Annotated in this window: 26 protein-coding genes; 23 read left to right on the plus strand and 3 right to left on the minus strand. The window is 69.6% G+C overall.

From position 1 onward, the window contains the following. Nucleotides 1–5: 5 nt before the first annotated feature. From rplP to C7S10_RS06375, 17 genes are all read left to right on the plus strand, one after another. On the plus strand, nucleotides 6–425 hold the full coding sequence (gene rplP, locus C7S10_RS06295; protein WP_108343568.1) for a 50S ribosomal protein L16: 420 nt from the start codon (nucleotides 6–8) through the stop codon (nucleotides 423–425). Further along, the gene (gene rpmC / locus C7S10_RS06300; RefSeq protein WP_108343569.1) at nucleotides 425–673 is read left to right on the plus strand and encodes a 50S ribosomal protein L29; all 249 of its coding nucleotides are present in this window, start codon (nucleotides 425–427) and stop codon (nucleotides 671–673) included. Before rplP ends, rpmC begins: the two co-directional genes overlap by 1 nt. Continuing rightward, nucleotides 670–954, plus strand: coding sequence for a 30S ribosomal protein S17 (rpsQ, locus tag C7S10_RS06305; RefSeq protein WP_108343570.1), 285 nt, complete (start codon nucleotides 670–672; stop codon nucleotides 952–954). Before rpmC ends, rpsQ begins: the two co-directional genes overlap by 4 nt. A 105-nt stretch (nucleotides 955–1,059) precedes the next feature. Further along, a complete protein-coding gene (gene rplN / locus C7S10_RS06310) occupies nucleotides 1,060–1,428 on the plus strand; it encodes a 50S ribosomal protein L14 (protein ID WP_010831718.1) in 369 nt (122 codons plus the stop codon). A 3-nt stretch (nucleotides 1,429–1,431) separates the two neighbouring features. Further along, complete coding sequence (gene rplX, locus C7S10_RS06315) at nucleotides 1,432–1,782, plus strand: 50S ribosomal protein L24 (RefSeq protein WP_108343571.1); 351 nt, start codon at nucleotides 1,432–1,434, stop codon at nucleotides 1,780–1,782. A gap of 1 nt (nucleotide 1,783) precedes the next feature. Beyond that, entirely contained in the window at nucleotides 1,784–2,344 is a 561-nt protein-coding gene (gene rplE / locus C7S10_RS06320) for a 50S ribosomal protein L5 (protein WP_108343572.1), read from the plus strand. A gap of 1 nt (nucleotide 2,345) precedes the next feature. Beyond that, on the plus strand, nucleotides 2,346–2,531 hold the full coding sequence (locus C7S10_RS06325) for a type Z 30S ribosomal protein S14 (protein WP_010831721.1): 186 nt from the start codon (nucleotides 2,346–2,348) through the stop codon (nucleotides 2,529–2,531). A 75-nt stretch (nucleotides 2,532–2,606) separates the two neighbouring features. Next, a complete protein-coding gene (rpsH, locus tag C7S10_RS06330; RefSeq protein WP_108343573.1) occupies nucleotides 2,607–3,014 on the plus strand; it encodes a 30S ribosomal protein S8 in 408 nt (135 codons plus the stop codon). A 32-nt stretch (nucleotides 3,015–3,046) separates the two neighbouring features. After that, nucleotides 3,047–3,589: a 50S ribosomal protein L6 gene (gene rplF, locus C7S10_RS06335; RefSeq protein ID WP_108343574.1), complete on the plus strand. Its 543-nt coding sequence runs from the start codon at nucleotides 3,047–3,049 to the stop codon at nucleotides 3,587–3,589. A 1-nt stretch (nucleotide 3,590) separates the two neighbouring features. Then, complete coding sequence (rplR, locus tag C7S10_RS06340) at nucleotides 3,591–3,974, plus strand: 50S ribosomal protein L18 (protein ID WP_108343575.1); 384 nt, start codon at nucleotides 3,591–3,593, stop codon at nucleotides 3,972–3,974. A 40-nt stretch (nucleotides 3,975–4,014) separates the two neighbouring features. Then, nucleotides 4,015–4,647, plus strand: coding sequence for a 30S ribosomal protein S5 (gene rpsE, locus C7S10_RS06345; protein WP_108343576.1), 633 nt, complete (start codon nucleotides 4,015–4,017; stop codon nucleotides 4,645–4,647). Beyond that, complete coding sequence (rpmD, locus tag C7S10_RS06350; protein WP_101525234.1) at nucleotides 4,647–4,829, plus strand: 50S ribosomal protein L30; 183 nt, start codon at nucleotides 4,647–4,649, stop codon at nucleotides 4,827–4,829. The genes rpsE and rpmD overlap by 1 nt, the downstream gene beginning before the upstream one ends. A 1-nt stretch (nucleotide 4,830) precedes the next feature. Beyond that, nucleotides 4,831–5,271, plus strand: coding sequence for a 50S ribosomal protein L15 (rplO, locus tag C7S10_RS06355; protein ID WP_108343577.1), 441 nt, complete (start codon nucleotides 4,831–4,833; stop codon nucleotides 5,269–5,271). 212 nt (nucleotides 5,272–5,483) lie between these two features. Then, on the plus strand, nucleotides 5,484–6,779 hold the full coding sequence (secY, locus tag C7S10_RS06360) for a preprotein translocase subunit SecY (RefSeq protein ID WP_108343578.1): 1,296 nt from the start codon (nucleotides 5,484–5,486) through the stop codon (nucleotides 6,777–6,779). Next, nucleotides 6,779–7,354 (plus strand): adenylate kinase, encoded by a 576-nt coding sequence (locus C7S10_RS06365; RefSeq protein ID WP_108343579.1) that lies wholly within the window; start codon nucleotides 6,779–6,781, stop codon nucleotides 7,352–7,354. The genes secY and C7S10_RS06365 overlap by 1 nt, the downstream gene beginning before the upstream one ends. A gap of 10 nt (nucleotides 7,355–7,364) precedes the next feature. After that, a complete protein-coding gene (gene map / locus C7S10_RS06370; protein ID WP_279303159.1) occupies nucleotides 7,365–8,186 on the plus strand; it encodes a type I methionyl aminopeptidase in 822 nt (273 codons plus the stop codon). Between the two features lie 241 nt (nucleotides 8,187–8,427). Beyond that, nucleotides 8,428–9,459, plus strand: coding sequence for a TerC family protein (locus C7S10_RS06375; protein ID WP_108343580.1), 1,032 nt, complete (start codon nucleotides 8,428–8,430; stop codon nucleotides 9,457–9,459). Between the two features lie 10 nt (nucleotides 9,460–9,469). Here C7S10_RS06375 and C7S10_RS06380 read toward each other — a convergent pair whose 3' ends face one another. Genes C7S10_RS06380 through C7S10_RS06390 form a run of 3 tightly spaced genes read right to left on the minus strand, consistent with a single transcriptional unit; the run spans nucleotide 9,470 to nucleotide 12,734 of the window. After that, the gene (locus tag C7S10_RS06380; RefSeq protein WP_108343581.1) at nucleotides 9,470–10,129 is read right to left on the minus strand and encodes an HNH endonuclease family protein; all 660 of its coding nucleotides are present in this window, start codon (nucleotides 10,127–10,129) and stop codon (nucleotides 9,470–9,472) included. Beyond that, complete coding sequence (locus tag C7S10_RS06385) at nucleotides 10,117–11,511, minus strand: serine/threonine-protein kinase (protein WP_108343582.1); 1,395 nt, start codon at nucleotides 11,509–11,511, stop codon at nucleotides 10,117–10,119. Before C7S10_RS06385 ends, C7S10_RS06380 begins: the two co-directional genes overlap by 13 nt. Then, nucleotides 11,508–12,734 carry an FHA domain-containing protein gene (locus C7S10_RS06390; protein ID WP_108343583.1) on the minus strand — a complete coding sequence of 409 codons (1,227 nt, stop codon included), beginning with the start codon at nucleotides 12,732–12,734 and terminating at the stop codon, nucleotides 11,508–11,510. Before C7S10_RS06390 ends, C7S10_RS06385 begins: the two co-directional genes overlap by 4 nt. A gap of 183 nt (nucleotides 12,735–12,917) precedes the next feature. Here C7S10_RS06390 and C7S10_RS06395 point away from each other — a divergent pair, with 183 nt between their 5' ends. The 6 genes from C7S10_RS06395 to rpmJ all read left to right on the plus strand — a co-directional run bounded on the left by C7S10_RS06395 (nucleotide 12,918) and on the right by rpmJ (nucleotide 24,508). Then, entirely contained in the window at nucleotides 12,918–19,166 is a 6,249-nt protein-coding gene (locus C7S10_RS06395) for an Ig-like domain-containing protein (protein WP_133176446.1), read from the plus strand. A 32-nt stretch (nucleotides 19,167–19,198) separates the two neighbouring features. Then, the gene (locus tag C7S10_RS06400; RefSeq protein ID WP_108343585.1) at nucleotides 19,199–20,167 is read left to right on the plus strand and encodes an AAA family ATPase; all 969 of its coding nucleotides are present in this window, start codon (nucleotides 19,199–19,201) and stop codon (nucleotides 20,165–20,167) included. 5 nt (nucleotides 20,168–20,172) lie between these two features. Further along, entirely contained in the window at nucleotides 20,173–21,354 is a 1,182-nt protein-coding gene (locus C7S10_RS06405) for a DUF58 domain-containing protein (RefSeq protein WP_108343586.1), read from the plus strand. Next, entirely contained in the window at nucleotides 21,351–23,852 is a 2,502-nt protein-coding gene (locus C7S10_RS06410) for a transglutaminase TgpA family protein (RefSeq protein ID WP_108343587.1), read from the plus strand. Before C7S10_RS06405 ends, C7S10_RS06410 begins: the two co-directional genes overlap by 4 nt. Before the next feature lie 290 nt (nucleotides 23,853–24,142). After that, entirely contained in the window at nucleotides 24,143–24,364 is a 222-nt protein-coding gene (gene infA / locus C7S10_RS06415; RefSeq protein ID WP_056927040.1) for a translation initiation factor IF-1, read from the plus strand. A 30-nt stretch (nucleotides 24,365–24,394) separates the two neighbouring features. Continuing rightward, nucleotides 24,395–24,508, plus strand: a complete 114-nt coding sequence (rpmJ, locus tag C7S10_RS06420; RefSeq protein ID WP_056707964.1) for a 50S ribosomal protein L36 — start codon at nucleotides 24,395–24,397, stop codon at nucleotides 24,506–24,508. Nucleotides 24,509–24,609: the final 101 nt, after the last annotated feature.

Here is a 24,609-nt window from a genome sequence, read left to right on the forward strand (position 1 = left end):
GACCCATGTTGATGCCCCGTCGCGTCAAGCACCGCAAGCAGCACCACCCGAAGCGGACCGGTGCCGCCAAGGGCGGCACGAAGCTCGCCTTCGGTGACTTCGGCATCCAGGCGATCGAGGGTCACTACGTGACCAACCGACAGATCGAGTCGGCCCGTATCGCCATGACCCGTCACATCAAGCGAGGCGGAAAGGTCTGGATCAACATCTACCCGGACCGCCCGCTGACCAAGAAGCCGGCCGAGACCCGCATGGGTTCCGGCAAGGGCTCCCCCGAGTGGTGGGTGGCGAACGTCAAGCCCGGCCGCGTCATGTTCGAGCTTTCCGGTGTGGACGAGGAGACCGCTCGCGAGGCCATGCGCCGCGCGATGCACAAGCTCCCCATGAAGTGCCGGTTCATTTCCCGCGAGGCAGGTGAATTCTGATGAGCAACAAGCTCAACGCCTTCGAGCTCGACGAGCTCAACGCAGTCGACCTCGAGTCGAAGCTGCGTGAGGCCAAGGAGGAGTTGTTCAACCTCCGCTTCCAGGCGGCCACCGGCCAGCTGGAGAGCCACGGTCGTCTGCGGACGGTCAAGAAGGACATCGCCCGGATCTACACCGTGGTGCGTGAGCGCGAGCTCGGTATCCGCAGCACCCCGGGAAGCACCGACACTGAAGAGGCCAGCGCATGAGCGACACCACTGAGACCAGCACGGACCAGAAGCGCAACCAGCGCAAGGTCCGCGAGGGCCTGGTCGTGAGCGACAAGATGGACAAGACCATCGTCGTCACGGTCGAGGACCGCGTGAAGCACGCCCTCTACGGCAAGGTCATGCGCAAGACCTCGCGCCTCAAGGCGCACGACGAGGCCAACGAGTGCGGCATCGGCGACCGGGTCCTGATCATGGAGACCCGTCCGCTGTCGGCCACCAAGCGCTGGCGCCTCGTCGAGGTCCTCGAGAAGGCCAAGTGACCTGAGGCCTCGCCGCCTCTGAGCACCACCTCAACACTTATCCGTTCGGCCAGGCTCGCGATCCGCTGAGATCGTGAGAACCAGCTCGACAACCAGGAGATATCAATGATCCAGCAGGAGTCGCGACTCAAGGTCGCCGACAACACCGGTGCGAAGGAGATCCTCTGCATCCGTGTTCTCGGTGGCTCGGGCCGTCGCTACGCCGGCATCGGTGACGTCATCGTCGCCACCGTCAAGGACGCGATCCCCGGTGGCAACGTCAAGAAGGGCGACGTCGTCAAGGCCGTCATCGTGCGCACCGTCAAGGAGCGTCGCCGCGCCGACGGTTCCTACATCCGCTTCGACGAGAACGCCGCCGTCATCCTCAAGGCCGACGGCGAGCCGCGAGGCACCCGCATCTTCGGCCCGGTGGGCCGCGAGCTGCGCGAGAAGCGCTTCATGAAGATCATCTCGCTCGCCCCCGAGGTGCTGTGAGAGATGGGTAAGGGCATGAACATCAAGAAGGGCGACACCGTCAAGGTGATCGCGGGCAAGGACAAGGGCGCCGAGGGCAAGGTCATCTCGGTCCTCCGTGAGGAGGAGCGCGTGATCGTCGAGGGTGTCAACCGCATCAAGCGGCACACCAAGGCGGTCCAGGGCGGCAGCACCGGCGGCATCATCACCGCCGAGGCTCCCATCCACGTCAGCAACGTGATGCTGGTCGAGGGTGACGGCGTCACCCGCGTCGGCTTCCGTCGCGACGAGGTGACCAAGCGTCGCGCCGACGGTTCGACGTACTCCGCACAGCGCAGCGTTCGCGTCTCGCGCAAGACCGGTAAGGAGATCTGAGATGGCCGAGACCACCGAGATCCCGCGCCTCAAGGCTCGCTACCGCACGGAGATCATCCCGGCGCTGCAGTCCGAGTTCGACATCAAGAACATCATGCAGGTCCCCGGCCTGACCAAGATCGTCGTCAACATGGGTGTGGGCGAGGCTGCTCGCGACTCCAAGCTGATCGAGGGCGCGATCAAGGACCTGACCGCGATCACCGGCCAGAAGCCGTCGGTGACCAAGGCCCGCAAGTCGATCGCCCAGTTCAAGCTGCGTGAGGGCATGCCGATCGGCGCCCACGTCACGCTGCGTGGCGACCGCATGTGGGAGTTCCTCGACCGTCTGCTCTCGCTCGCGCTCCCGCGCATCCGCGACTTCCGCGGCCTCAGCGACCAGCAGTTCGACGGCCGCGGCAACTACACCTTCGGTCTGACCGAGCAGGTCATGTTCCACGAGATCGACCAGGACAAGATCGACCGCTCGCGCGGCATGGACATCACGGTCGTCACCACCGCCACCAACGACGACGAGGGTCGCGCCCTGCTCAAGCAGCTCGGCTTCCCGTACAAGGAGAACTGACATGGCGAAGACTTCGCTCAAGGTCAAGGCCGCTCGCAAGCCCAAGTTCGCGGTGCGGGGCTACACCCGTTGCCAGCGCTGTGGTCGCCCCAAGGCGGTCTACCGCAAGTTCGGCCTGTGCCGGATCTGCCTGCGCGAGATGGCACACCGCGGCGAGCTGCCCGGCGTGACCAAGTCCTCCTGGTGAGCCACCAGACTTCACCTCACAACCGCTGAAGGTCCGCCGAGCGCGGAAACCACAGAAGAGAGAGAACATCCAGCTATGACCATGACTGACCCGATCGCAGACATGCTGACCCGTCTGCGCAACGCCAACCAGGCGTACCACGACGAGGTGTCGATGCCCTTCAGCAAGATGAAGGCCGGCCTCGCCGAGATCCTCAAGCAGGAGGGCTACATCACGTCGTTCGACGTGAAGGAGCCGGGCGAGGGCGAGGTCGGCAAGACGCTGACCGTCACGCTCAAGTACGGCCGCAACCGCGAGCGCTCCATCGCCGGGGTCCGCCGCATCAGCAAGCCCGGTCTCCGGGTCTACGCCAAGCACACGGGTCTCCCGAAGGTGCTCGGCGGTCTGGGCGTCGCGATCATCTCGACGAGCCAGGGCCTCCTGACCGACCGCCAGGCCAACCAGAAGGGCGTGGGCGGCGAAGTCCTCGCCTACGTCTGGTAATCCGGACTACTAGACCAGAAGGAGAACACAGCATGTCGCGCATTGGCAGGCTCCCCATCCCGGTCCCGTCCGGTGTCGATGTCGCCATCGACGAGGCGACGGTCACCGTCAAGGGACCCAAGGGCACCCTGAGCCACCTCGTGGCCACGCCCATCATCGTGGAGAAGGGGGAGGACGGCGTCCTCTCGGTCAACCGCCCGAACGACGAGCGCAACAGCCGCTCGCTGCACGGCCTGACCCGCACCCTGATCAACAACATGGTCGTCGGTGTCACCGAGGGCTACGAGAAGAAGCTCGAGATCGTGGGCGTGGGCTACCGCGTGCTGCCCAAGGGCCCCACGCAGCTCGAGTTCCAGCTCGGCTACTCCCACCCGATCGTGTTCGACGCACCTGAGGGCATCACGTTCACCACCGACGGCCCGACCAAGCTCGGCGTCGTCGGTATCGACAAGCAGCTGGTCGGCGAGACCGCGGCGAAGATCCGCAAGCTGCGCAAGCCCGAGCCCTACAAGGGCAAGGGCGTGCGCTACGCCGGCGAGCACATCCGCCGCAAGGTCGGAAAGGCCGGTAAGTGACATGGCTATCTCCCTGAGCAACAACAAGCACACCGCTGCTCGCGTGAAGTCGCGCCTGCGCCGTCAGGTGCGTGGCCGCAAGCGCGTCGCCGGCACAGCCGAGCGTCCGCGCCTGGTCGTCACCAAGTCGGCCAAGCACCTCTCGGTGCAGGTCGTCGACGACCTGCAGGGTGCGACGCTGGCCTACGCCTCCACCATGGAGGCCGACGTCCGTGCCGCCGCCGGTGACAAGACCGCCAAGGCCACCAAGGTCGGTGAGCTCGTCGCCGAGCGCGCCAAGGCTGCCGGCATCGACGCGGTCGTCTTCGACCGCGCCGGCAACAAGTACCACGGCCGCATCGCGGCCCTTGCTGACGCCGCCCGTGAGGGCGGACTGTCCTTCTGATCGCAACGCGGTAGGAGATCTTAGATATGGAGCACATCTCATGAGCGGAGCCCAGCGCGGACAGCGCAGCGGTGGCTCGGGCGACCGTCGCGGACGCGACAACGGTCGCGGTCAGGCGGAGAAGTCCGTCTACATCGAGCGCGTCGTTGCCATCAACCGAGTGGCCAAGGTCGTCAAGGGTGGTCGTCGCTTCAGCTTCACCGCCCTGGTGATCGTCGGCGACGGCGACGGCATGGTCGGCGTCGGCTACGGCAAGGCCAAGGAAGTTCCCGCGGCGATCGCCAAGGGTGTCGAGGAAGCCAAGAAGTCCTTCTTCCGGGTTCCCCGCATCCAGGGCACCATCCCGCACCCGGTCCAGGGCGAGAAGGCGGCAGGCGTCGTCCTGCTCCGCCCGGCGTCCCCCGGTACCGGTGTCATCGCCGGTGGTCCGGTCCGCGCCGTCCTCGAGTGCGCCGGCATCCACGACGTCCTGAGCAAGTCGCTCGGTTCCTCCAACCAGATCAACATCGTCCACGCCACCGTGGCGGCGCTGAAGATGCTGGAAGAGCCCGAGCAGGTCGCCGCCCGTCGTGGCCTGAGCGTCGAGCACGTCACCCCTGCTGCGATCCTCAAGGCTCGCGAGGCCGGCAAGGTCGAGGCCGCTGCGGCGGCCGCCGCGGGGGTGTCCTCCTGATGGCGCAGCTCAAGGTCCAGCAGAAGCGCGGCCTGGTCGGCCTGAAGGCCAACCAGCGCGAGACGCTTCGCACGCTCGGTCTCAAGCGGATCGGCGATGTCGTCGTCAAGGAAGACCGCCCGGAGATCCGCGGCATGGTCAACACGGTCCGTCACCTCGTGACGGTTGAGGAGGTGGAGTGACATGACGCTCAAGTTGCACCACTTGCGTCCGGCTCCCGGCGCCAAGACTGCCAAGACCCGCGTGGGTCGCGGTGAGGGCTCCAAGGGCAAGACCGCGGGCCGCGGTACCAAGGGCACCAAGGCTCGCTACCAGGTTCCGGTCGCCTTCGAGGGTGGGCAGATGCCCATCCACATGCGGCTGCCGAAGCTCAAGGGCTTCAAGAACCCCTTCAAGGTCGAGTTCCAGGTCGTCAACCTCGACAAGCTGAGCGAGCTCTTCCCGCAGGGTGGGGCCGTCTCGGTCGAGGACCTGGTCACCAAGGGCGCGGTCCGCAAGGGCCAGCCCGTCAAGGTGCTCGGACAGGGCGACATCACCGTCGCCGTCCAGGTCAGTGCCGACGCCTTCTCCGGCTCTGCCAAGGAGAAGATCGAGGCCGCTGGCGGCAGCGCCACGGTGGTCTGAGGACCGTCACCACTCAGCAACGACGCGGCCCGGCCGCACAGTGGGAACTGTGCTGCCGGGTTCGCGCGTTCACCGGGAGAATCCGGCGACGGCCTCACTGTTAGGCTTCTCCGGGCCCTCTCGGGGCTCGTTCCCGAGTGCACCAACCCAAGGGTTTGCTCGGCCGGGGCAGGACACCTCCTGCATCGGCAACGCATCAGAAAGAGGATCCTGTGCTCAGCGCGTTCGCCAACGCTTTCCGCACTCCCGACCTGCGGCGCAAGCTGCTGTTCGTCCTGCTGATCGTCATGATCTTCCGGCTCGGCTCGCAGGTTCCGACCCCGGGCGTCCACGTGGCCAACGTCCAGGCGTGCCTCAACGACGTCGAGTCCAACGGGCTCTACCAGCTCGTCAACCTGTTCTCCGGTGGTGCGCTGCTCCAGCTGACGATCTTCGCGCTGGGGATCATGCCCTACATCACGGCCTCGATCATCCTCCAGCTGCTCGTCGTGGTGATCCCGCGACTCGAAGCGCTGAAGAAGGAGGGTCAGTCGGGCCAGACCAAGATCACGCAGTACACCCGCTACCTCACGCTCGGCCTCGCGCTCCTGCAGGCCACCGGCATCGTCGCCCTCGCCCGCTCGGGCAACCTGCTCCAGGGCTGCAACCGCGACCTGCTGCACAGCGACACCACCGCCACGTTCCTCACGATGGTCATCACCATGACCGCCGGCACCGCGGTCATCATGTGGCTCGGTGAGCTCATCACCGACCGCGGCATCGGCAACGGCATGTCGATCCTGATCTTCACGCAGGTCGTCGCGACCTTCCCGTCGTCGCTGTGGGCCGTCCAGTCCTCGCAGGGCTGGTGGGTCTTCGGCATGGTGATGGTGATCGGGCTCGTGCTCGTCGCGGCCGTCATCTTCATCGAGCAGGCGCAGCGCCGCATCCCGGTCCAGTACGCCCGACGCATGGTGGGCCGCAAGATGTTCGGCGGCTCCTCGACGTACATCCCGCTCAAGGTCAACCAGGCCGGCATCATCCCGGTCATCTTCGCCAGCTCGCTGCTCTACCTGCCGGCGATGGCGGTCCAGTTCAACCAGACCAGCACGTCACCCGTGCTGTCGTGGATCAACAAGTACCTCGTCGGTGGGGACCACCCGCTCTACATGGCGGTGTACTTCCTGCTGATCATCTTCTTCACGTACTTCTACGTCTCGATCACCTTCAACCCCGAAGAGGTCGCGGACAACATGAAGAAGTACGGCGGCTTCATCCCCGGGATCCGGGCGGGCAAGCCGACCGAGGACTACCTGTCCTACGTCCTGTCCCGCATCACGTTCCCTGGAGCCCTCTACCTCGGCCTCATCTCCCTGGTCCCGCTGATCGCGTTCGCGCTCATCAACGCCGACCAGAACTTCCCCTTTGGCGGCACCTCGATCCTGATCATGGTCGGTGTCGCGCTGGACACCGTGAAGCAGATCGAGAGCCAGCTCCAGCAGCGAAACTACGAAGGGTTCCTGCGCTAATGAGACTGATCATCATGGGCCCGCCCGGCGCGGGGAAGGGCACGCAGGCGAAGTTCATCGCCGAGCACTTCGCCATCCCGGCCATCTCCACGGGCGACATCTTCCGCGCCAACGTCTCGCAGGGCACCGAGCTCGGTGTCGAGGCGAAGCGCTACATGGACGCCGGGGAGTACGTCCCCGACGAGGTCACCAATCTGATGGTGCGCAACCGCATCGACGAGCCCGACGCCGAGCCCGGCTTCCTGCTCGACGGCTACCCGCGCACGCTGGCCCAGGTCGAGGAGCTCGACGGGATGATCAAGCACACCGGCCACGCGCTCGACGCGGTGGTCGTGCTGACGGTCGACCAGGACGAGGTCGTCGAGCGCCTCCTGCAGCGCGCCGAGACCGACGGTCGCGCCGACGACACCGCCGACGTCATCCGCCGCCGGCAGGAGATCTACGGCGAGGAGACCGCGCCGCTGATCGAGGTCTACCGCGACCGCGGCCTGCTCATCGAGGTCGACGGCCTCGGCGAGATCGGCGACGTCACCCAGCGCATCTTCGACGCGCTGGACGTCGTCCCCCAGTCGTAGGCGACGCCTCGTGTTCCACAACCGCGGCCTGGAGATCAAGACCCGCGAGCAGATCGACAAGATGCGCGTCGCCGGGCGGCTGGTGGGGGAGACCCTCGAGCTCCTGCGCGCCGCGGCCGGCCCGGGCGTGACGACGGGCCGGCTCGACGCGATCGCGGAGGCCAACATCCGCGACCACGGCGGCATCCCGTCGTTCAAGGGCTACAGCCACCCGCCGTTCCCGGCCACCATCTGCGCCTCCGTCAACGACGAGGTCGTGCACGGCATCCCGGGCGAGCGGGTGCTCGCCGAGGGCGACGTCGTCTCGATCGACTGCGGCGCCATCGTCGAGGGCTGGCACGGCGACGCCGCCATCACGGTGCCGATCGGCGAGGTGGCCCCGGAGGTCAGCGAGCTGCTGCGGGTCACCGAGGAGTCGCTGTGGCGCGGCATGGCGGCCGCTCACCTCGGCGGCCGGGTCACCGACATCTCGCACGCCGTCGAGCGCTACGTCCGCGGCCAGGGCCGCTACGGCATCCTCGAGGACTACACCGGCCACGGCATCGGCACCGAGATGCACATGGCCCCCAACGTCCCCAACTTCGGTCGACCTGGGAAGGGGCCGACCCTGGTCGAGGGGCTCGCGCTCGCGGTCGAGCCGATGGTCACGCTGGGGAGCAAGGAGACCGACCTGCTCGAGGACGACTGGACCGTCGCGACCGTCGACGGCTCGTTCGCCGCGCACTTCGAGCACACCTTCACCCTCACCCCCGAGGGGGCCTGGGTGCTGACGGCGGTCGACGGCGGCGCCGCCCGGCTCGCCGAGCTCGGCGTGGCCTTCGGCGGACGCTGAGGCGTCGCCGTACCTCCGTCGGGGTGGACAGGTTCGACCGCGAGACCCCACGCGTGACAGAGTGAGGTCCCAGGAGGGGAGTATTCCCCCGTGGTGGTGTCGTCAGTACGGCGCGGGCGCGAGCCCGCACCCGGTGCCGCCGGTCCGCCTGCGACGCTCGGGGTGGGCGGAAGAGACCTCCGGGTGCCGCGGCCTGCGCGGAACCCGTCGTCTGACCCCCTAACTCTCGAGGAGCACACCCGTGGACGTACCCGTCTGGGTCTGGATCGCCACCTTCGCGGTGACCGTCGTCATCTTCACCTTCGACCTCGTGGTCGTCGGGCGACGCCCGCACGAGCCGAGCATGAAGGAGTGCGCGACCTACCTGTCGATCTACGTCGGGCTGGCGATCCTCTTCGGCATCGGGGTGTGGATCACCTGGGACCACCAGCACGGCCTGGAGTTCTTCTCCGGCTGGCTCGTGGAGTACTCCCTCTCGATCGACAACCTCTTCATCTTCATCATCATCATGGCGAAGTTCGCCGTGCCGAAGGAGCTGCAGCAGTACGCCCTGATGATCGGCATCGTGATGGCGCTCGTCATGCGGGCGATCTTCATCGGCGTCGGAGCCGCGGCGATCAACCAGTTCAGCTGGGTCTTCTACCTCTTCGGCCTGTTCCTGGTCTACACGGCCTTCAAGCTCGCCAAGGAGGGCGCCGAGGACGAGGACGACGAGTTCGAGGAGAACAAGCTCGTCGCGTTCGTCGAGCGGCGGTTCCCGGCCACCTCGGAGTGGCACGGCCGCAAGCTGCTGGTCAGCGGCGAGGGCGCCAAGAAGATGATCACGCCGATGCTGATCGTGATCATCACCCTCGGCACGACCGACCTGCTCTTCGCGCTCGACTCGATCCCGGCGATCTTCGGCATCACCAAGGAGCCCTACCTGGTGCTGACGGCCAACATCTTCGCGTTGATGGGCCTGCGCCAGCTCTACTTCCTGATCGGCGGCCTGCTCCAACGCCTGATCTACCTCTCCTACGGCCTCGCGTTCCTGCTGTTCTTCATCGGCGTCAAGCTGTTCTTCCACGCGCTGCACGAGAACACGCTGCCCTTCATCAACGGGGGCGAGCACTTCGACCAGCCCTGGCTGGAGATCCCGATCTGGCTCTCCCTCGTCGTCATCCTCGCGACGCTGGCGATCACGGCGGCGCTGTCGCTGTGGGTCTCGGGTCGGATGAGCTCGGAGGAGCAGGACGCCGCCACCGGTCCGCGGCGTGACTGGGAGGACGACTGAGCCGGACGGCTCAGCAGCCGAGCGAGCGGATCGTCGCCTCGTCGGCGGCGGTGATCGGCAGGTCCCAGGCCACCGCGACCCGGAGGTACCTGCGCACGTAGGTGCAGCGGTAGCTCCGGCGAGCGGGTAGCCACTCCGCCGGGCTCGCCGCCTCCTTGGCGTCGTTGGCCTCGGCGGAGACCGCCAGCAGCTCGCGACGCACGTCGTTGGCGAACGCGACGCGGCGGCGCTGGGTCCACGCCCACGCACCGCCGTGCCAGGCCTCGGCGAGCGGGTAGACGTGGTCGATCACGATGGAGTAGCCGTCGTGCTGCCAGGTCATCCGACGCCCGGTGTAGGGGTCGGTCAGACGGGCGTCGTAGATGCGGCACCGCGAGCCCCACCGCATCTCGATGTCCTTCATCTGCTGGAGCAGGACGTCCTCGCGGGTGGTGCAGCCGTTGCCGGCGAACGGACCGTCGTGCCGATCGGTCCACGGCTCCCCGAAGACGCACGCGCCGGGGTCGCAGTCACGGTCGTAGCCCGGGTGGTAGGGCTCGGTCGCGACGACCTCGACGGCCCGCAGCAGCCGGTCGACCCGGGGGTCGGCGACGGCCTGGGCTGGGGTCGCCAGCGGCGTACAGACCAGGATCGTCAGCGCGAGGAGCAGTCGCGGTGCTAAGGCACGCACTCGTTGGCCGTGGGGGACTCGTCGGACTCGCGCACCTGACGCACCTCCAGGCACACCTGGCCGGCGCCGCGCACCTTCGTCGAGAGCTTCGTGGTGCGCTCGAGGTCGGCGGTGCCGACCTCCTGCCACACCCACTCGTCGCCCGGCTCGACGGAGTCGCTGTCCCAGCGGAACACGACCGTGTCGCCGGTGCGGGTGCCGGACAACGACGGCGGCTTGGTCAGGGTGTCGGCGATGATCGGCGAGGGCGTGCTCGAGTCGGTGGGCGGCGGCGGGTCGGGCTCGTCCCCACGGCCGCCGCTCAGGACCAGACCGCCGACGAGCACCGCCGTCGCGACGACGCCCAGCACCGCCCAGACCAGGGTCGAGGTGCGTTGCTCCTCGGGCGCCTCGTCCTCGGGGTCGACCTGTGCCGTGGTGACGCGCCGGGGGCTGGAGGCGGAGATGACCGTGACCGCCTTCAACACGGTGCGGTCCTCCTCCGGCTCCGGCTCGGTGGCTCGCACGGTGGAGTCGGGGCGGTCGCCCTCGACGGCCACCACCGTGCGAGGCCAGTTGGCGGCGGCCTCGATCTGCTGGAGGCTCCGCGCGAGCTCGAGCGCGCTCTGCGGCCGGTGGGCTGGGTTCTTGGCCAGGCACTGCTGGAGCAGCCGGTCGAGGGCGGGTGGCACGTCGGAGCGCTGGGTGGCCGGCGGGGCGGCGTGCAGGATGCGGGCGCTGAGGGCGCGGGTCGAGTTGTCGCCGGCCGGGATCGAGAACGGGGACCGGCCCACGAGGAGGTGCCAGATGGTGGCGCCGAGGGAGTAGACGTCGGAGGCGACCGACCCGTTGGAGCGGCCGTCGAGCAGCTCGGGCGGCGACCACGGGTAGGAGATGCGTACGTCGCTCTCGCCCTCGACCTCGGACATGTGACCGGCGATGCCGAAGTCGGTCAGGGCCGGCTCGTGGTAGGTCGTGACGAGCACGTTGCTGGGCTTGATGTCGCGGTGCAGGATGCCCGAGCGGTGGGCCGTCTCGATCGCGCTGGCGAGCTTGATGCCGGTGCTGACCGCGTCGACCACGGCCATCGGGTTGGACCGGACGCGGATGCCGAGGTCGGGCGGCGGGCAGTAGCGCATCACGAGGTAGGGGCGCCCGCCCTCCTGCGTGACGCCGGCCGTGATCACCGAGACGATGTAGGGGTGGTCGGCCAGCCGGGCCATCGCGTTGGCCTCGGCGGTGAACAGCTGCTTCTCGCGGTCGTTGAGTGGCACGTCGGGGCGCACCACCTTGACGGCGACGCGCTGGCGGGGCCACTGCTGCTCGTAGAGGAAGACGTCGGCGAACCCGCCGCTGCCGAGGTGCTCGACGAAGGTGAAGCCACCGATGAGGGGTGCACTCACCGTGGCACCACCGGGCCGACCTCGTAGCGGACCTCGTAGACCTCGGCCAGGTCGAGGCGCGCGCCCGGCTCGAGGACGTAGGCCTCACGGGCGGTCATTCGTTCGGGATCGCGGCCGGGCATGGTGAGCATGGTGCCACCCCGCGAGTCCAGGTCGCGCGCCAGCACGTTCCAGCCGTCGAGCTCGATGTGCAGGTGCATGCGGGAGACGAACGTGTGGTCGGAGGGCAGGTGCACCAGGTGCGGCCAGTCGGTGCTGTCCTCGAGCGGCGCGGGCTTGCGGCCCAGCACCACGCCCCGGTCGAGCGGGACCACCTCGCCGGTCGGCAGTCGCAGGCCGCCCAGCGTGGGTCGCGGCAGCCGGCGGGGCTCCTGCGGGGCGACGGGCGCCCGGCACACCCGGCACACCGGGGTGTCGGCCGGCGTCAGGTGGCCCGAGGGGCAGCTGATCGCCAGCACCGTGTCCGCCGTGCCGTGCCGCAGGTGTGAGGCCAGGTCGGGCCGGTGCACGGTCGACCCGTCGTGGTCGTCCACCTCCTCGTGGGACGGGACGACGGCGTCGTCGGCGGAGTCGGCGGGGTGGCCCTCGGCGGGCTGGATCGTGGTGTGGGTGCCCTCCGAGATCCGCTCGAGCAGGGCCGGGTCGGGCTCGGTCGTGTCGGTCAGCGACCCGGTGTCGTGCTCGCGCTCGGGAGCCATCCGCCGGCGCGGGCGCGGGGGCGGGCCGTCCGGTCCGGTCGCGGCCAGGATCGCGGCCGGGATGCCGTCGATCATGCGACCGCTCGGCGCCGGCGCGGTGGACACCTGCGGGGGAGGGGTCGAGGTGCGGTGGGACAGCGGCTTGAGGACCGCCCGCGAGGCCGCGACGACACCGCCGGCCAGGCGGCGCATGCGCGGCAGCGAGTCGGGGTCGGCCCCACCGTCGAGGCTCAGGATCCGGTCGGCGCCCGAGACCCGGACGTGCCCGGCGCCGCGTGACAAGGAGGTCGAGCTGCCACCGGCGAGATCGATGATCGCCAGGCCAGGGGGGTCGCCCGCGAACGCCTTCTCCACGATCGCGAGCACCTGCTCGGTGACGGGGGCGTCGCTCCCGCGCGCGCCCGACAGCACGGCCCAGAGGTCGTCGAGGACGTCGTCGTCGCCGGGGTCGGTCATCAGGACCCAGTGGTCCCCCGCCCCCAGCAGCACTCCGTCGCCCGCGGCGTACCTCGTCTCCACGACCACGCCTGCCTCCTCACCCCGTCGAGTGGCCTTCCCAGGACAGATTGCCTCATGCCTGGTCACTGCTCTGCACGCCCATCGTCACCGATCGGACAGCACTCTGTCTCAACTTGTCCTGAAGCGCACACCTACATACGCTCTCGGTGCGACCATGGGGTCGACGCACTGCAGTAGGGGGACACACTCGTGGCGCGCGCAGGTTTCATCCGCCGGCACAGGGTTGCCATCGCGTCCAACACCGCTCTGGTGCTGGCCGCGGGTGCCGTGGTTGCCTACGCCATCTCCGCCGACGGCTACCAGGCGCACAAGGCCGAGCTCAACGACGGCGGCATCTGGGTCGTCAACGGCGACCGCGGGCTCTACGGCCGGATCAACAAGCCGATCAACCAGCTCGACACCACGATCCTGAGCGAGAACGGCAGCGACCGCCAGCTCGACGTGGTCCAGGACGGCGCCGCGGTCGCGGCGATCGACCGCAAGGCCCTTACCGCCCAGGTGATCGACCCCTCGGCCTCCAAGCTCGACCCGACCGGCAAGATCTCACTTCCCTCCTCCGGCGACCAGCAGATGGCCGGAGGCACCTTCGCCTCGATCGACGCCGAGAACGGTGAGCTGTGGGCCGTGCAGCTTGACCCTCAGCTCGGACGCCCCCTCATCACCACGGTCGATGCGCAGGGCAAGCCCCTGGCGAAGGTCGGCGACGGCGCCGCGCTCGCGGTCACCCAGTCCGGCACGGTGATCGCCACCTCGCAGGGCAAGTCGACCATCACCTACCTCGTCCCCTCCGGCGACGCCTTCGCGAAGCCGCGCTCCGAGGACCTGCCCGAGGACGCCGGCGACGTCACGTCCGTCACGGCGGTCGGCGAGACCGCGGTGACCCTGGACGAGGCGACGGGCGCGCTCAGCGTCATCGGCGGCCCGAGCGCGACGATGCCGGCCGAGAGCGTGCTCCAGCAGCCCGGCCCCGACGCCGACTCGGTGCTGGTGGCCAACCCCGGCGGCCTGCTGCGCGTCGACCTCGAGACGGGCAAGGCGACCATCGTCGACGAGGGCCGCACCGGCGTGCCGGTCGAGCCCGTGCGACTCGGCGCCTGCTCGTACGCCGCCTGGTCGGGCGGCATCGGGTCGGTGACCGTCCAGTGCGGCGACGACGACGCGCAGAACTCCACCCTCGGCGGGAAGGCCGGCGAGCTGGCCTTCCGGGTCAACCGCGGCCAGATCGTCCTCAACGACAACACCAGCGGCACGGTCTGGGACCTCGACGAGCAGACCCCCGAGAAGATCGACAACTGGAACGCCTTCACGCGCAGCAAGAAGAAGAAGGACGACGACAAGGAGAACCAGCAGCAGAGCGCGGCCGACCGCACCCCGCCGAAGGCCGAGCCCGACAGCTACGGTGCGCGGCCGGGCCGCACCACCGTGCTGCACCCGCTCGACAACGACTCCGCCCCCGAGGGGCGGCTGCTGAGCATCGTCGACGTCGACCAGCCCACCGGTGGTGCGTCGGCCGAGATCAGCCCCGACGGGCAGACCATCGTGCTGGAGATGCCGGACGACGCGCGCGACACCTCCTTCGACTACTACATCGACGACGGACGCAGCAACGCCACCGCCCACGCCACGGTGCGGGTCGGGGTGCGCACCAACGGCGAGAACGACCAGCCCAAGCTGCGCAACGGCTTCGAGCCCCGCCTGCGCCGCGTCGCCGCCAACGGCTCCGTCAGCTACCCCGTCCTCTCCGACTGGCGCGACGACGGTGACGGCGACTCGCTGATCCTCGAGTCCGCCACCGTCCTCGGGGCGGGCAACACCGGCGCCGTCGCCCGCACCACCTCCGACGGGCGCCTGCGCTTCACCGGCTCCCGCGACGGCGGCGACACCTTCCAGGTGGAGTACCTCGTCAGCGACGGCCGCTCCGAGCCCGTCCGGCAGACGATGAGCTTCGAGGTCCAGGAGCGGCTCGACCGCGAGACGTTCCCCGCCGTCGCCGAGCCCGACGTGATCCGCGGCGAGCAGGGCCAGCCGATCAAGATCCGGCCCCTGCTCAACGACCTGCCCGGGTCCGACCCCGGCAGCCCCGACGCCGAGCTGGCGATCGCCGCGAAGGTGCCGGCCCAGGACGGCGCCCAGGTCAAGACCGACCTCGAGACCGGCGTCATCACGGTCACCGCCTCCGAGGCGCGCACCTACTTCCTGCAGTACGACGCGGCGTACGGCGACGCGGCCCTCGACAAGGCGACGATCCGCGTCGACGTCCGGCCCAAGCCCAAGTCGCCCGGCGAGCCGGTGGCGATGCCCGACTCGCTGACCATCTTCGGCCAGGCGGCCGGCATCGTCGACGTCCTGGCCAACGACCTCGACCCCGCCGGCGGGCTGCTGGTCGTGCAGACCGCGACCGCCGAGAACCGCAACCAGGTCGACGTCGCGATCATCGACGGGCGCTGGCTGCGCATCTCCGCGCGGCAGGGTGAGCTGTCGCCCAACCCGCAGCTGGTGAACTACACGATCAGCAACGGTGCCAACTCCGGCGTCAAGGGCGAGGTCTCGGTCAGCCAGCGCAGGACGCCGGCCGACAACTCGCCGGTGACCGTCACCGACCGGGTGCACGTGCGCTCCGGGTCGTCTGTCACGGCGGCCGTGCTCGACAACGACGTCGCGCCCTCGGGTGACCGGCTCTCGCTGGTCGGTGACGCGGCCCAGGGCGTCGCCGGCGAGCTCAAGATCGAGCGGCCGGTCGGCGTGAAGGGCGACATCGGCACCGCGCTCGTCTCGGGTCGCAACGTGCGCTACATCGCCCCCGACCTCAAGGAGCGCGACTCCTTCGAGATCTCCTACATCGCCCAGACGAGCACGGGGGAGCAGGCGCCCGGCAAGCTGGTCGTGATCGTCACCCCGGCCAAGGACCCCAACACCGCCCCCGAGCCGCCGACGCTGGAGTCGCGCGTCGTCTCGGGTGGCCAGGTCAAGATCAGGCTGCCGGGCAGCGGCATCGACCCCGACGGCGACCCGGTCACCGTCAACGGCATCACCTCCGCGCCCCGGCTGGGTCGGGTGCTCGGCTACGGCGGCAACTTCCTGGAGTACCAGGCCTACCCGCGCACCACCGGCACCGACGAGTTCGAGTACTCCGTCGTCGACAGCCGCGGGGCCGTCGCCACCGGCACCGTGCGTGTCGGCATCGCCCCGCCCGGTGAGCCGCAGCCGATCCTGGCCGTGGCCGACCAGCTGACCATCGCCCCGGGCCGGACCGCCGTGTTCGACCCGATGGCCAACGACTACTTCGCACCCGGCGACAAGATCAAGCTGGCCCTGCGCGACGCCCCCGACGGGGCGAAGATCGACCCGAAGACCAACCTCGTGTCGGTCCCGGCCCCGGACACCACCCAGGGGGAGACGACCCCGGTCGTCTACACCATCTCCGACGGCATCAACACCTCCAGCGCCACCATGACCCTGGTGCTGTCGGAGGACTTCGAGAACCCGCCCGTGGTCGCCGACGCGTTCGGCGTCGTGGACGAGAGCGAGAGCGTGTCGGTCGACGTGCTCGAGGGCGCCTACGACCCGGACGGCAAGGCCTCGGACCTCGAGGTCGTCGAGGTGTACGGCGAGGACGGCACCGGCGGCCGCCCGACCATCAACGGCAGCAACGTGAAGGTCGACCGCGGCCCCAACCCGGTCGTCGTCCCGTTCCGGATCGAGGACTCGAGCGGGGCCGCCGCGACCGCGTCGCTCTACGTCCCCCCGACCGGCCGCTCCATCCCCTACGTGAAGCCCGGCGTGCAGATCGAGCTCGACGAGGGCGCGACGGCCAAGGGCAAGCTCAAGGACTACGTCGTCAACCCGTCGGGCGGCCCGATCAGGCTCACCGCCCGCCAGTCGGTCTCGGCGTCCCCGTCCCAGCTCCAGGCGCAGCGCACCGGCGACGACTCGTTCCAGGTGACCGCGCGCGAGGGCTACCGCGGGCCGGGCGCCGTGCTGCTCGAGGTCACCACGGCGACCAACGAGGGTGGCAACGAGGACCCCGAGGACCCGACGGACGGCTACACCGCGTTGCTCTCGGTCCCGGTCCAGGTCGGCGACGACACCCCGGTCCTCGACTGCCCGCAGGACACGTTCGACATCTCGGCGGGACAGACCCAGGAGCTCGACATCCTGACGCTCTGCAACGTCTTCACCCCCGACCCGGCCGACGCCCCCGGGCTCACCTACGACGGCGCCTGGACCCAGGAGGTCGACGGCCTGAGCCTGAGCGGGAGCGGCGGCTCGGTGCTCACCGTCACGGCGGCCGACGACGCCAACCAGGGTGGCGAGGCCGTCCTGTCCGTCACCAGCAACGGCAGCGATCCCGAGCTGATCCGGTTCCGCCTCGAGAGCGCGCCGCCGCCCGACCTGCTCCAGATCCCGTCCGAGGACCTCGAGGCGGGCCAGTCGCGCCAGATCAACCTCGCGCCGTACCTCGAGAGCGGCGTCAGCGACCCCACGCCGACCGTCGTGACGATCGAGCAGGTCAGCGGGTCAGGCGTCTCGGCCAGCAAGAATGGCGCCACCGTGACGCTGAAGGCGGGGGCCGACACCAGCGGGCGATCGGTGTTCCGCGTGGTGATGAGCGACGTCGAGGACTCCAGCAGCTCCGCGCGCCGCGTGGAGGGCCGCATCGAGGTCGACGTCACCGGCGTCCCCGGCCAGCCCGGCACGCCGTACGACTACGACAACAACGAAGAGGGCACGATCCGCGTCGGCTGGTTCCCGCCGAAGGACGACGGTGGCGCACCGATCACCAGCTACGTCCTCAAGGAGATGACCAAGGGCAAGACGACGCGCTGCCGCACCAACGAGTGCGACGTGTCGGGCCTGGAGAACCAGAAGCAGTACAACTTCCGCGTCGCGGCGGTGAACAAGGTCGGCCAGGGACCGTGGAGCGACCTGTCGCAGACGGCCTACGCCGACACCAAGCCCGCGCGCGTCTCCAACATCCGGATGGTGAGCCGGGCCGACCACACCATCACCCTCGGCTGGTCGAGGCCGCAGAGCAGCACGACGATCGAGAGCTACCGCGTCACCTGGCTCGGCCAGTCCGTGACCGTCCCGGGCTCCTCGCCCACCACCGTCGTCACGGGGCTCGACAACAACCAGAAGTACGTGTTCTCGGTGTCGGCGCTCAACAGCGTCGGCTGGTCGCCCAAGCGCGAGTCGACGCCCCTCCAGTCGATCGGCACGCCCGCGTCGCCCGGCGGTCTGGCGGTCGTGGACCGCGAGGCCGGCCTCGACGCCACGGACGTGTCGGCCAGCTGGACCTCGACCCCGGCGGAGGGGCCGGCGCCGACGCTCTACACGCTGGCCTACTCCGTCAAGGGCGGTCCGCTGACCGCGGTGCCCGGTTGCAGCCGCATCCAGGCCCTGACCTGCACCCACACCGGGGTGCCCTACAACGGCGACACCTACAGCTACTACGTCCAGGCGAGCAACGAGAAGAACACCTCGCCGCCCGGCACGGCCGTCACCTTCCAGGCCGTCGGCAAGCCGGCCAAGTGGGGCGCCATCACCGCCACCCCCACCGGCGTCGACAACGAGGTGCTCGTGACCGGCACCGCGCCGGAGTCGCGCGGCTCGACGGCCCGTGCGGCGATCCTCGTCAACGGCGGCGCCGTCTGGGAGCTCGCCGTGTCTCCCGGGCGCGTCATCAACGAGCGGGTGCGCACCGCCGGCAACGGCTCGCCCTACCCGGTCCAGATGCGGATGTGCAACGAGTTCGCGGCCACGGTCGGGTGCAGCTTCTCCGACCCTGTCAGCGTGACGACCTACGGTCCGCTGAACAACTCGCACATCTACTCCAAGACCCCGGTCGTCGAGGGCAAGTCGATCTACTGGGTCATCTCCGGCACCAGCAACGGCGACGCCGCGATCATCGACTTCCAGGCGGAGGGCGGGGCGCTGCAGACGATCCGGCTCACCTCGCCCGGGGCCTTCCAGATCCAGACCTCGCCGGTCGCCACGACCAACTACAGCCAGAAGCAGGACATGTCGTTCCGGTTGTACGACGACGCGCCGGGCGGTCGCGGCGAGGGACGCGACAGCGGGTCGGCCACGTCCGGCGAGCCACCACTGCCCTCCATCTCGATCAGCAAGGGCGCGCAGTGCTCCACCGCGAGCGACGGCACCTCCATGCCCAACTGCTCGGACGTGAAGGGCCAGGGGTTCACCTGCGAGGAGGCGTCCTGTGCGTTCGTCAACGTCTCCTACGACAACCAGCGAGGCTCGGTGGACTGCCGGATCGAGGTGTTCTACAACATCGTCGGCTGGCAGTACGTCAACAGCTTCAAGATGGACACCGGGACGAGCGGCGCCACCCCACGCGCCTACTGGGGCGAGACCGGTCACGGACTGCGCGTCAACTGCGGCAACGGAAGCTACTACTCCAACGAGATCGGCTGGTAGATGACCGGCCACCACCCAACGACTGGAGCACTATGACCATCTCCCACGAGCAGGCCGACTGGTTCAAGCAGACCTTCGACCAGCTGACCGACAACATGGAGATCGCCGTCCTCGGCAAGCGTCACGTCGTGCGGCTGGCGCTGACCTGCCTGCTGTCCGAGGGCCACATCCTGCTCGAGGACTTCCCGGGCACGGGCAAGACGATGCTCGCGCGCGCGCTCGCCAACACCGTGCAGGGCTCCAACGCGCGCATCCAGTTCACGCCCGACCTGCTGCCCTCCGACGTCATCGGCGTCACGGTCTACGACCAGCACAAGGGCACCTTCGACTTCCACCCCGGCCCGATCTTCCACACGATCGTGCTGGCCGACGAGATCAACCGTGCCTCGCCCAAGACCCAGTCGGCGCTGCTCGAGGTGATGGAGGAGAGCCGCGTCACCGTCGACGGGGTCGCCCACTCCGTCGGCAAGCCGTTCCTGGTGATCGCGACCCAGAACCCGATCGAGCAGGCCGGCACCTACCGCCTGCCCGAGGCACAGCTCGACCGGTTCCTGATGAAGACCTCGATGGGCTACCCCGACCGCCAGGCGACGGTCGAGCTGCTCATCAACGCGGCCGTGCGCGACCGCGCCTCGCTCGTCACGCCGGTGATCACCGCCGCGACGATCTCGCAGATGAGCGGCCTCGCCGACCAGGTCTACGTCGACCCGGCCGTCGTGGGGTACGTCGCCGAGCTGGCCGAGGAGTCGCGGCGCCAGCCGCACGTGAAGCTCGGGCTCTCCGCGCGCGGTTGCCTCGCGTTCATCCGGGTGGCGAAGACCTGGGCCGCCGCGGACGGTCGCGACCACGTCGTGCCCGACGACATCAAGGAGCTCGCGGAGCCGGTGCTGTCGCACCGCCTGCTGCTCGACGCCGAGGCGCAGTTCAGCGGGGTCAGCGTCCAGACGGTCATCAGCCGCCTGCTCGACGCCGTCGCGCCGCCGACCGACCGGGTGGCCTGAGTCCGGTGAAGGAGCGGGTCACGCAGCTGCTGACGATCGTGCGCCCCGTGGGGTGGCTGATCCTCGGCCTGGGCCTCGTCGCGACCTACCTCGCGATCGTGGCCAACTGGCGAGAGCTCGCCGTGATCGCTGCTGCCTGCCTGCTCCTCCTCGCGCTCGCCGCGCCGTTCCTCGTCGGTCGCACCAACGTCGCGGTCGACCTGCGGCTCGAGCCCGACCGCGTCGCGGCGGGGGAGTCCGTCGCCGCCGGGGTGATCGTGCAGAACATCGCCAGCGGTCGGCTGATCCCGACCACCCTCGAGGTGCCCGTCGGCTCCTCTGTCCACCGCTACGGCATCGCGTCGCTGCCGTCGGGCGGGCGGCACGAGGAGGCGTTCACGATCCGCACCGAGCACCGGGGCGTCATCGCCGTCGGACCGGCCACCACCCGGCGCGGCGACCCGATCGGCATCTTCTCGCGCGACATGGTCTGGACCCCCGTCCGCGAGATCCTGGTACGCCCGCCGATGGTGCCGCTCGACTCGCTGGGTGCGGGCCTGCTCCGTGACCTCGAGGGCGTCTCGACCGACGCGCTCTCGCAGAGCGACCTGGCCTTCCACGCGCTGCGCGAGTACACCCCCGGCGACGACCTGCGCCACATCCACTGGCGCTCGTCGGCCAAGGTGATGGCCTCCGGCGGCGAGTCCAGCCTGCTCGTGCGGCAGTACCTCGACACCCGGCGCAGCCACGCGGCCATCGTGGTCGACGACGTCGAGGCGTCCTGGGCCGACCCCGAGGCGTTCGAGTCGGCCATGTCGGTGGCGGCGTCCATCGCCGTACGCGCCGTGCTGGACGACTTCGAGGTGTCCTTCGTCTGCGGCGACACCGCCTCCACCGGCAACGACGGCCACCTCGCGCTCGACGCCGTGTGCCGCGCCGAGCACGGGCGCACCGGCATCGTGAAGTCGGCCCGCCGTGCCACCCAGGTCGCCCCCGACTGCAGCCTGCTCTTCCTCGTCGGCGGCGTCGACACCGACTTCACCGACATGCTGCGCGGAGCCGCGGCCTTCCCGCCCGAGGTGCGCCGGTTCGCGATCCTCATCGACGGCTCGGAGACCAGCCGCGTCACGGAGATCGGCGGGCTCCCGGTGCTGCACCTGGCGGACAAGGGCGACCTCGGCGGCCTCCTGCAGTGGAGCGTGAAGTGAGCACCTCGCACGACGCCTCCCACGACGCCTCGGTCGACACCGCCACCCGGTCGCGGCGCCGGTCCGTGCTGCCCGACCCGGCGACCGCGCTCGACCTGGGGTTCGTGCTGCTCCTCAGCGGGCTCGCGCTCAGCGGCTTCGCGACGTCCTTCACCGGCATCGGGTTCCTCGTCGTCGGCCTGCTCGGCACCGTGATCGGCATCGCCGTCGCCCACGCGTCCCGCGCCCTGCGCTGGCCCCTGATCGCGCCGGTGCTGATCCTGGCCGTCCTGTTCTTCCTCCTCGGAGGCCCCCTCTGCCTGCGCTCGGTCGGCGACACCGCGTTCCTGCCGGGCGGCTCCACCCTCGGCAAGCTGGCCGACCAGGCGATCTTCGGCTGGAAGGACCTGCTGACCACGCTGCCGCCCGTCGACGGCGACGGCCCCCTGCTCGTGCTGCCCTGGCTGCTGGGCCTGGTGGCCGGCCTCGTCGGCACGGTGCTGAGCGGCCTCGGCTTCCGCCGGTCCTGGCTCAGCGCGCTGCTGCCCGTGCTCGGGCTGACCGCCGTGCTGGTCGCGGTCATCCTCCTCGGCGTGCGCCACCCGCAGTCGGTGCTCGTGCAGGGCTCCGCCTTCGCCGCAGCGGCGCTCGGCTGGCTGGCCATCCGGGCCCGGCGGGCCTCCGCGAGCGTGCGCGGCGGCTCCTCGGGCTGGGGCCGCGTCGCGCTCGGCGCGGGACTGGTGCTGCTGGCCTCCGCGCTCGCGATGCCGGCCAGCGCCCTCGTGACCGGGGACGACGACGAGGGACGCGCCGTGGTGCGCACCTGGGTCGAGCCGCCGTTCGACATCGGTCGCTACCCCTCGCCGCTGGCCGGCTTCCGCAAGTACATCGACCTCGGTTCCGCCGAGGACCCGGCCAACGTCTTCGACAAGACGCTGTTCACGGTCGAGGGCGGCGCCGGGCTGCGCATCCGCATCGCAGCGATGGACACCTACGACGGCCTGGTCTGGGGCGCTTCCAACGACGCCCTGCCCGGTGCGGCCGACGACTCGTTCCAGCGCGTCTCGTCCACGATCGACAACCCGGTGAAGGGGAAGAAGGTCACCGCCGAGGTCACGATCGGGGAGGGGTACGACGGCGTGTGGCTGCCCACCATCGGTGCCCTCCAGGGCGTCGACTTCGGGCTGGGCGACCCGACCACCAAGGCCGAGACCTTCCGCTACAACCTCGCGACCTCGACGGCCGTCGTGCCGTCGGGCCTGCGACGCGGCGACACCTACTCCTTCACCGCCGTGCAGCCCGACGACGAGCTGACGCCCGAGACGCTGGGATCCTCGTCGCTCACCGGGCTCGCGCCCGGGACCGGCTTCCTCAAGGAACCGGCCGCCGACTGGTCCGAGAAGGCCACGACCCCGATGGGCCGGGTGCTCGCGATCGCCGCCCACCTCAAGTCCGAGGGGAAGTACTCCGACGGCGTGGTCAAGGCCGAGCAGATCTACCACCCGGGCCACAACATTCAGCGGCTCTCCGACGGCTTCATCGGCGCCCAGCAGATGGTCGGCAACGACGAGCAGTACGCCGCCGTGATGGCCCTGCTGGCCAACGAGGTCGGCGTCCCGGCGCGGGTGGTGCTCGGTGCCGTGGTCCCCGACGACGGCGTCGTCACCGGTGAGCAGGTGCAGGCGTGGGTCGAGCTGCGCGCCTCGGACGGCTCGTGGCGCACGTTGCCGACCGAGGAGTTCATGTCGACGGAGAAGCCGTCGGAGCAGCTGCCCGAGACCGACACCCCGATGAGCGGCACGGTCGTCCCGCCGCCCGCGCCGATCCCGCCGCCGTCCGACGCCGGCGACCAGAGCGACGCCGACCTCAAGGAGCGCAAGGCCACCAAGGAGGACGAGGACGAGAAGTCCATCGCCGAGCGGCTGCCGGCCTGGGTGCTGGTCGTCGTGAAGTACGTCGGTGGCCCGCTCCTCCTCGTGGTGGCGCTGCTCGGCGCGATCATCGGGTTGAAGCTGCTGCGGCGACGCCGTCGGCGCACGGCCTCCGTCGTGTCCGCCCGCTTCGTCGGCGCCTGGCGCGAGCTGGTCGACCACGCGCGCGACCTGGGCCAGCCGGTCCCGCTGGGCCCGACCGTCACACGGCGCGAGCAGTCGGGGTCGATCGGCACCGAGTCGGCGCCGTCGCTGGCGCGCCGCGCCGACAGCTTCGTCTTCGGCCCCACTGCGCCTCAAGCCGAGGCAGCGGCGACCTACTGGGAGTCCGTCGACGCCGAGCGCCGGACGATGTCGGCGTCGGTCGGCCGGCGCAGGCGCCTGCTCGCCGCGATCAGCCTCGCCTCGCTGCGGAGGGGGACGGCCACGGTCTCACCGACCTCGATCGGAGCGACGACCCCGGCCTCCGACGAGCCGGCCGCCCCCGCGCGGGCGGGTCGCCTCTCGCGCCTGCCGCGCCTCCCGCGGGTGCCGGCCCTGCCCCGGGTGTCGAAGCGGCCCCGCGGCGGCAAGCGGCGCTCGTCCTGACCGCGGTGCCGTGATTGGTCTTTTCCAGCCACGCCTGACTAAACTGGCGTGTCGGCCCAACGTGGGTTGTGATTTGTGGTGCCTCGCGGCTGCCCGATCACGCGTCGTCCGTTCACAGGAGCGGGTTGCTGCGTGTCCGGGAATGAGTCACCACACTCCACCGCACGAGGTCCACCGCCAGGCGACGTAGTCGCGCGGCGGAGGTTCGCGGGCCACCTGCTCCTTGCCCTTCCAACAAGGGTGGAGCGGTGCAGCAACGGTAGAAGACCGAACAACAGATTGTGGAGGACATGCCGAAGAAAGAAGGCGTGATCGAACTCGAGGGCTCCGTCGTGGAGGCCCTTCCGAACGCCATGTTCCGGGTCGAGCTGACCAACGGACACAAGGTGCTCGCCCACATCAGCGGCAAGATGCGCCAGCACTACATCCGGATCCTCCCCGAGGACCGTGTGGTGGTGGAGCTGTCTCCCTACGACCTGACGCGAGGTCGGATCGTCTACCGCTACAAGTAGCAGCCACTCCTAGCTAGAAAGGGCTGACAAGTGAAGGTCAACCCGAGCGTCAAGCCGATGTGCGACAAGTGCAAGGTCATCCGTCGTCACGGCCGCGTCATGGTCATCTGCGAGAACCCGCGCCACAAGCAGCGGCAGGGTTGAGTGTGAGCGTTCAGATACGGCGAAGCCGGAGCTGAACGCTCATCGCGAGCCGCGCAGCCGCTTGCGGCAAGCGGGCTTGACGCCCAGTAGTAGCCAGAGCA

It is taken from the genome of Nocardioides currus, assembly GCF_003057875.1.
Taxonomy (GTDB): Bacteria; Actinomycetota; Actinomycetes; order Propionibacteriales; family Nocardioidaceae; genus Nocardioides; species Nocardioides currus.

What these genes read in the sequence shown, in the direction of transcription:
- rplP (WP_108343568.1), top strand. Translation starts at nt 6, where the DNA reads ATGTTGATGCCCCGTCGCGTCAAGCACCGCAAGCAGCACCACCCGAAG.
- rpmC (WP_108343569.1), top strand. Translation starts at nt 425, where the DNA reads ATGAGCAACAAGCTCAACGCCTTCGAGCTCGACGAGCTCAACGCAGTC.
- rpsQ (WP_108343570.1), top strand. Translation starts at nt 670, where the DNA reads ATGAGCGACACCACTGAGACCAGCACGGACCAGAAGCGCAACCAGCGC.
- rplN (WP_010831718.1), top strand. Translation starts at nt 1,060, where the DNA reads ATGATCCAGCAGGAGTCGCGACTCAAGGTCGCCGACAACACCGGTGCG.
- rplX (WP_108343571.1), top strand. Translation starts at nt 1,432, where the DNA reads ATGGGTAAGGGCATGAACATCAAGAAGGGCGACACCGTCAAGGTGATC.
- rplE (WP_108343572.1), top strand. Translation starts at nt 1,784, where the DNA reads ATGGCCGAGACCACCGAGATCCCGCGCCTCAAGGCTCGCTACCGCACG.
- C7S10_RS06325 (WP_010831721.1), top strand. Translation starts at nt 2,346, where the DNA reads ATGGCGAAGACTTCGCTCAAGGTCAAGGCCGCTCGCAAGCCCAAGTTC.
- rpsH (WP_108343573.1), top strand. Translation starts at nt 2,607, where the DNA reads ATGACCATGACTGACCCGATCGCAGACATGCTGACCCGTCTGCGCAAC.
- rplF (WP_108343574.1), top strand. Translation starts at nt 3,047, where the DNA reads ATGTCGCGCATTGGCAGGCTCCCCATCCCGGTCCCGTCCGGTGTCGAT.
- rplR (WP_108343575.1), top strand. Translation starts at nt 3,591, where the DNA reads ATGGCTATCTCCCTGAGCAACAACAAGCACACCGCTGCTCGCGTGAAG.
- rpsE (WP_108343576.1), top strand. Translation starts at nt 4,015, where the DNA reads ATGAGCGGAGCCCAGCGCGGACAGCGCAGCGGTGGCTCGGGCGACCGT.
- rpmD (WP_101525234.1), top strand. Translation starts at nt 4,647, where the DNA reads ATGGCGCAGCTCAAGGTCCAGCAGAAGCGCGGCCTGGTCGGCCTGAAG.
- rplO (WP_108343577.1), top strand. Translation starts at nt 4,831, where the DNA reads ATGACGCTCAAGTTGCACCACTTGCGTCCGGCTCCCGGCGCCAAGACT.
- C7S10_RS06365 (WP_108343579.1), top strand. Translation starts at nt 6,779, where the DNA reads ATGAGACTGATCATCATGGGCCCGCCCGGCGCGGGGAAGGGCACGCAG.
- C7S10_RS06400 (WP_108343585.1), top strand. Translation starts at nt 19,199, where the DNA reads ATGACCATCTCCCACGAGCAGGCCGACTGGTTCAAGCAGACCTTCGAC.
- infA (WP_056927040.1), top strand. Translation starts at nt 24,143, where the DNA reads ATGCCGAAGAAAGAAGGCGTGATCGAACTCGAGGGCTCCGTCGTGGAG.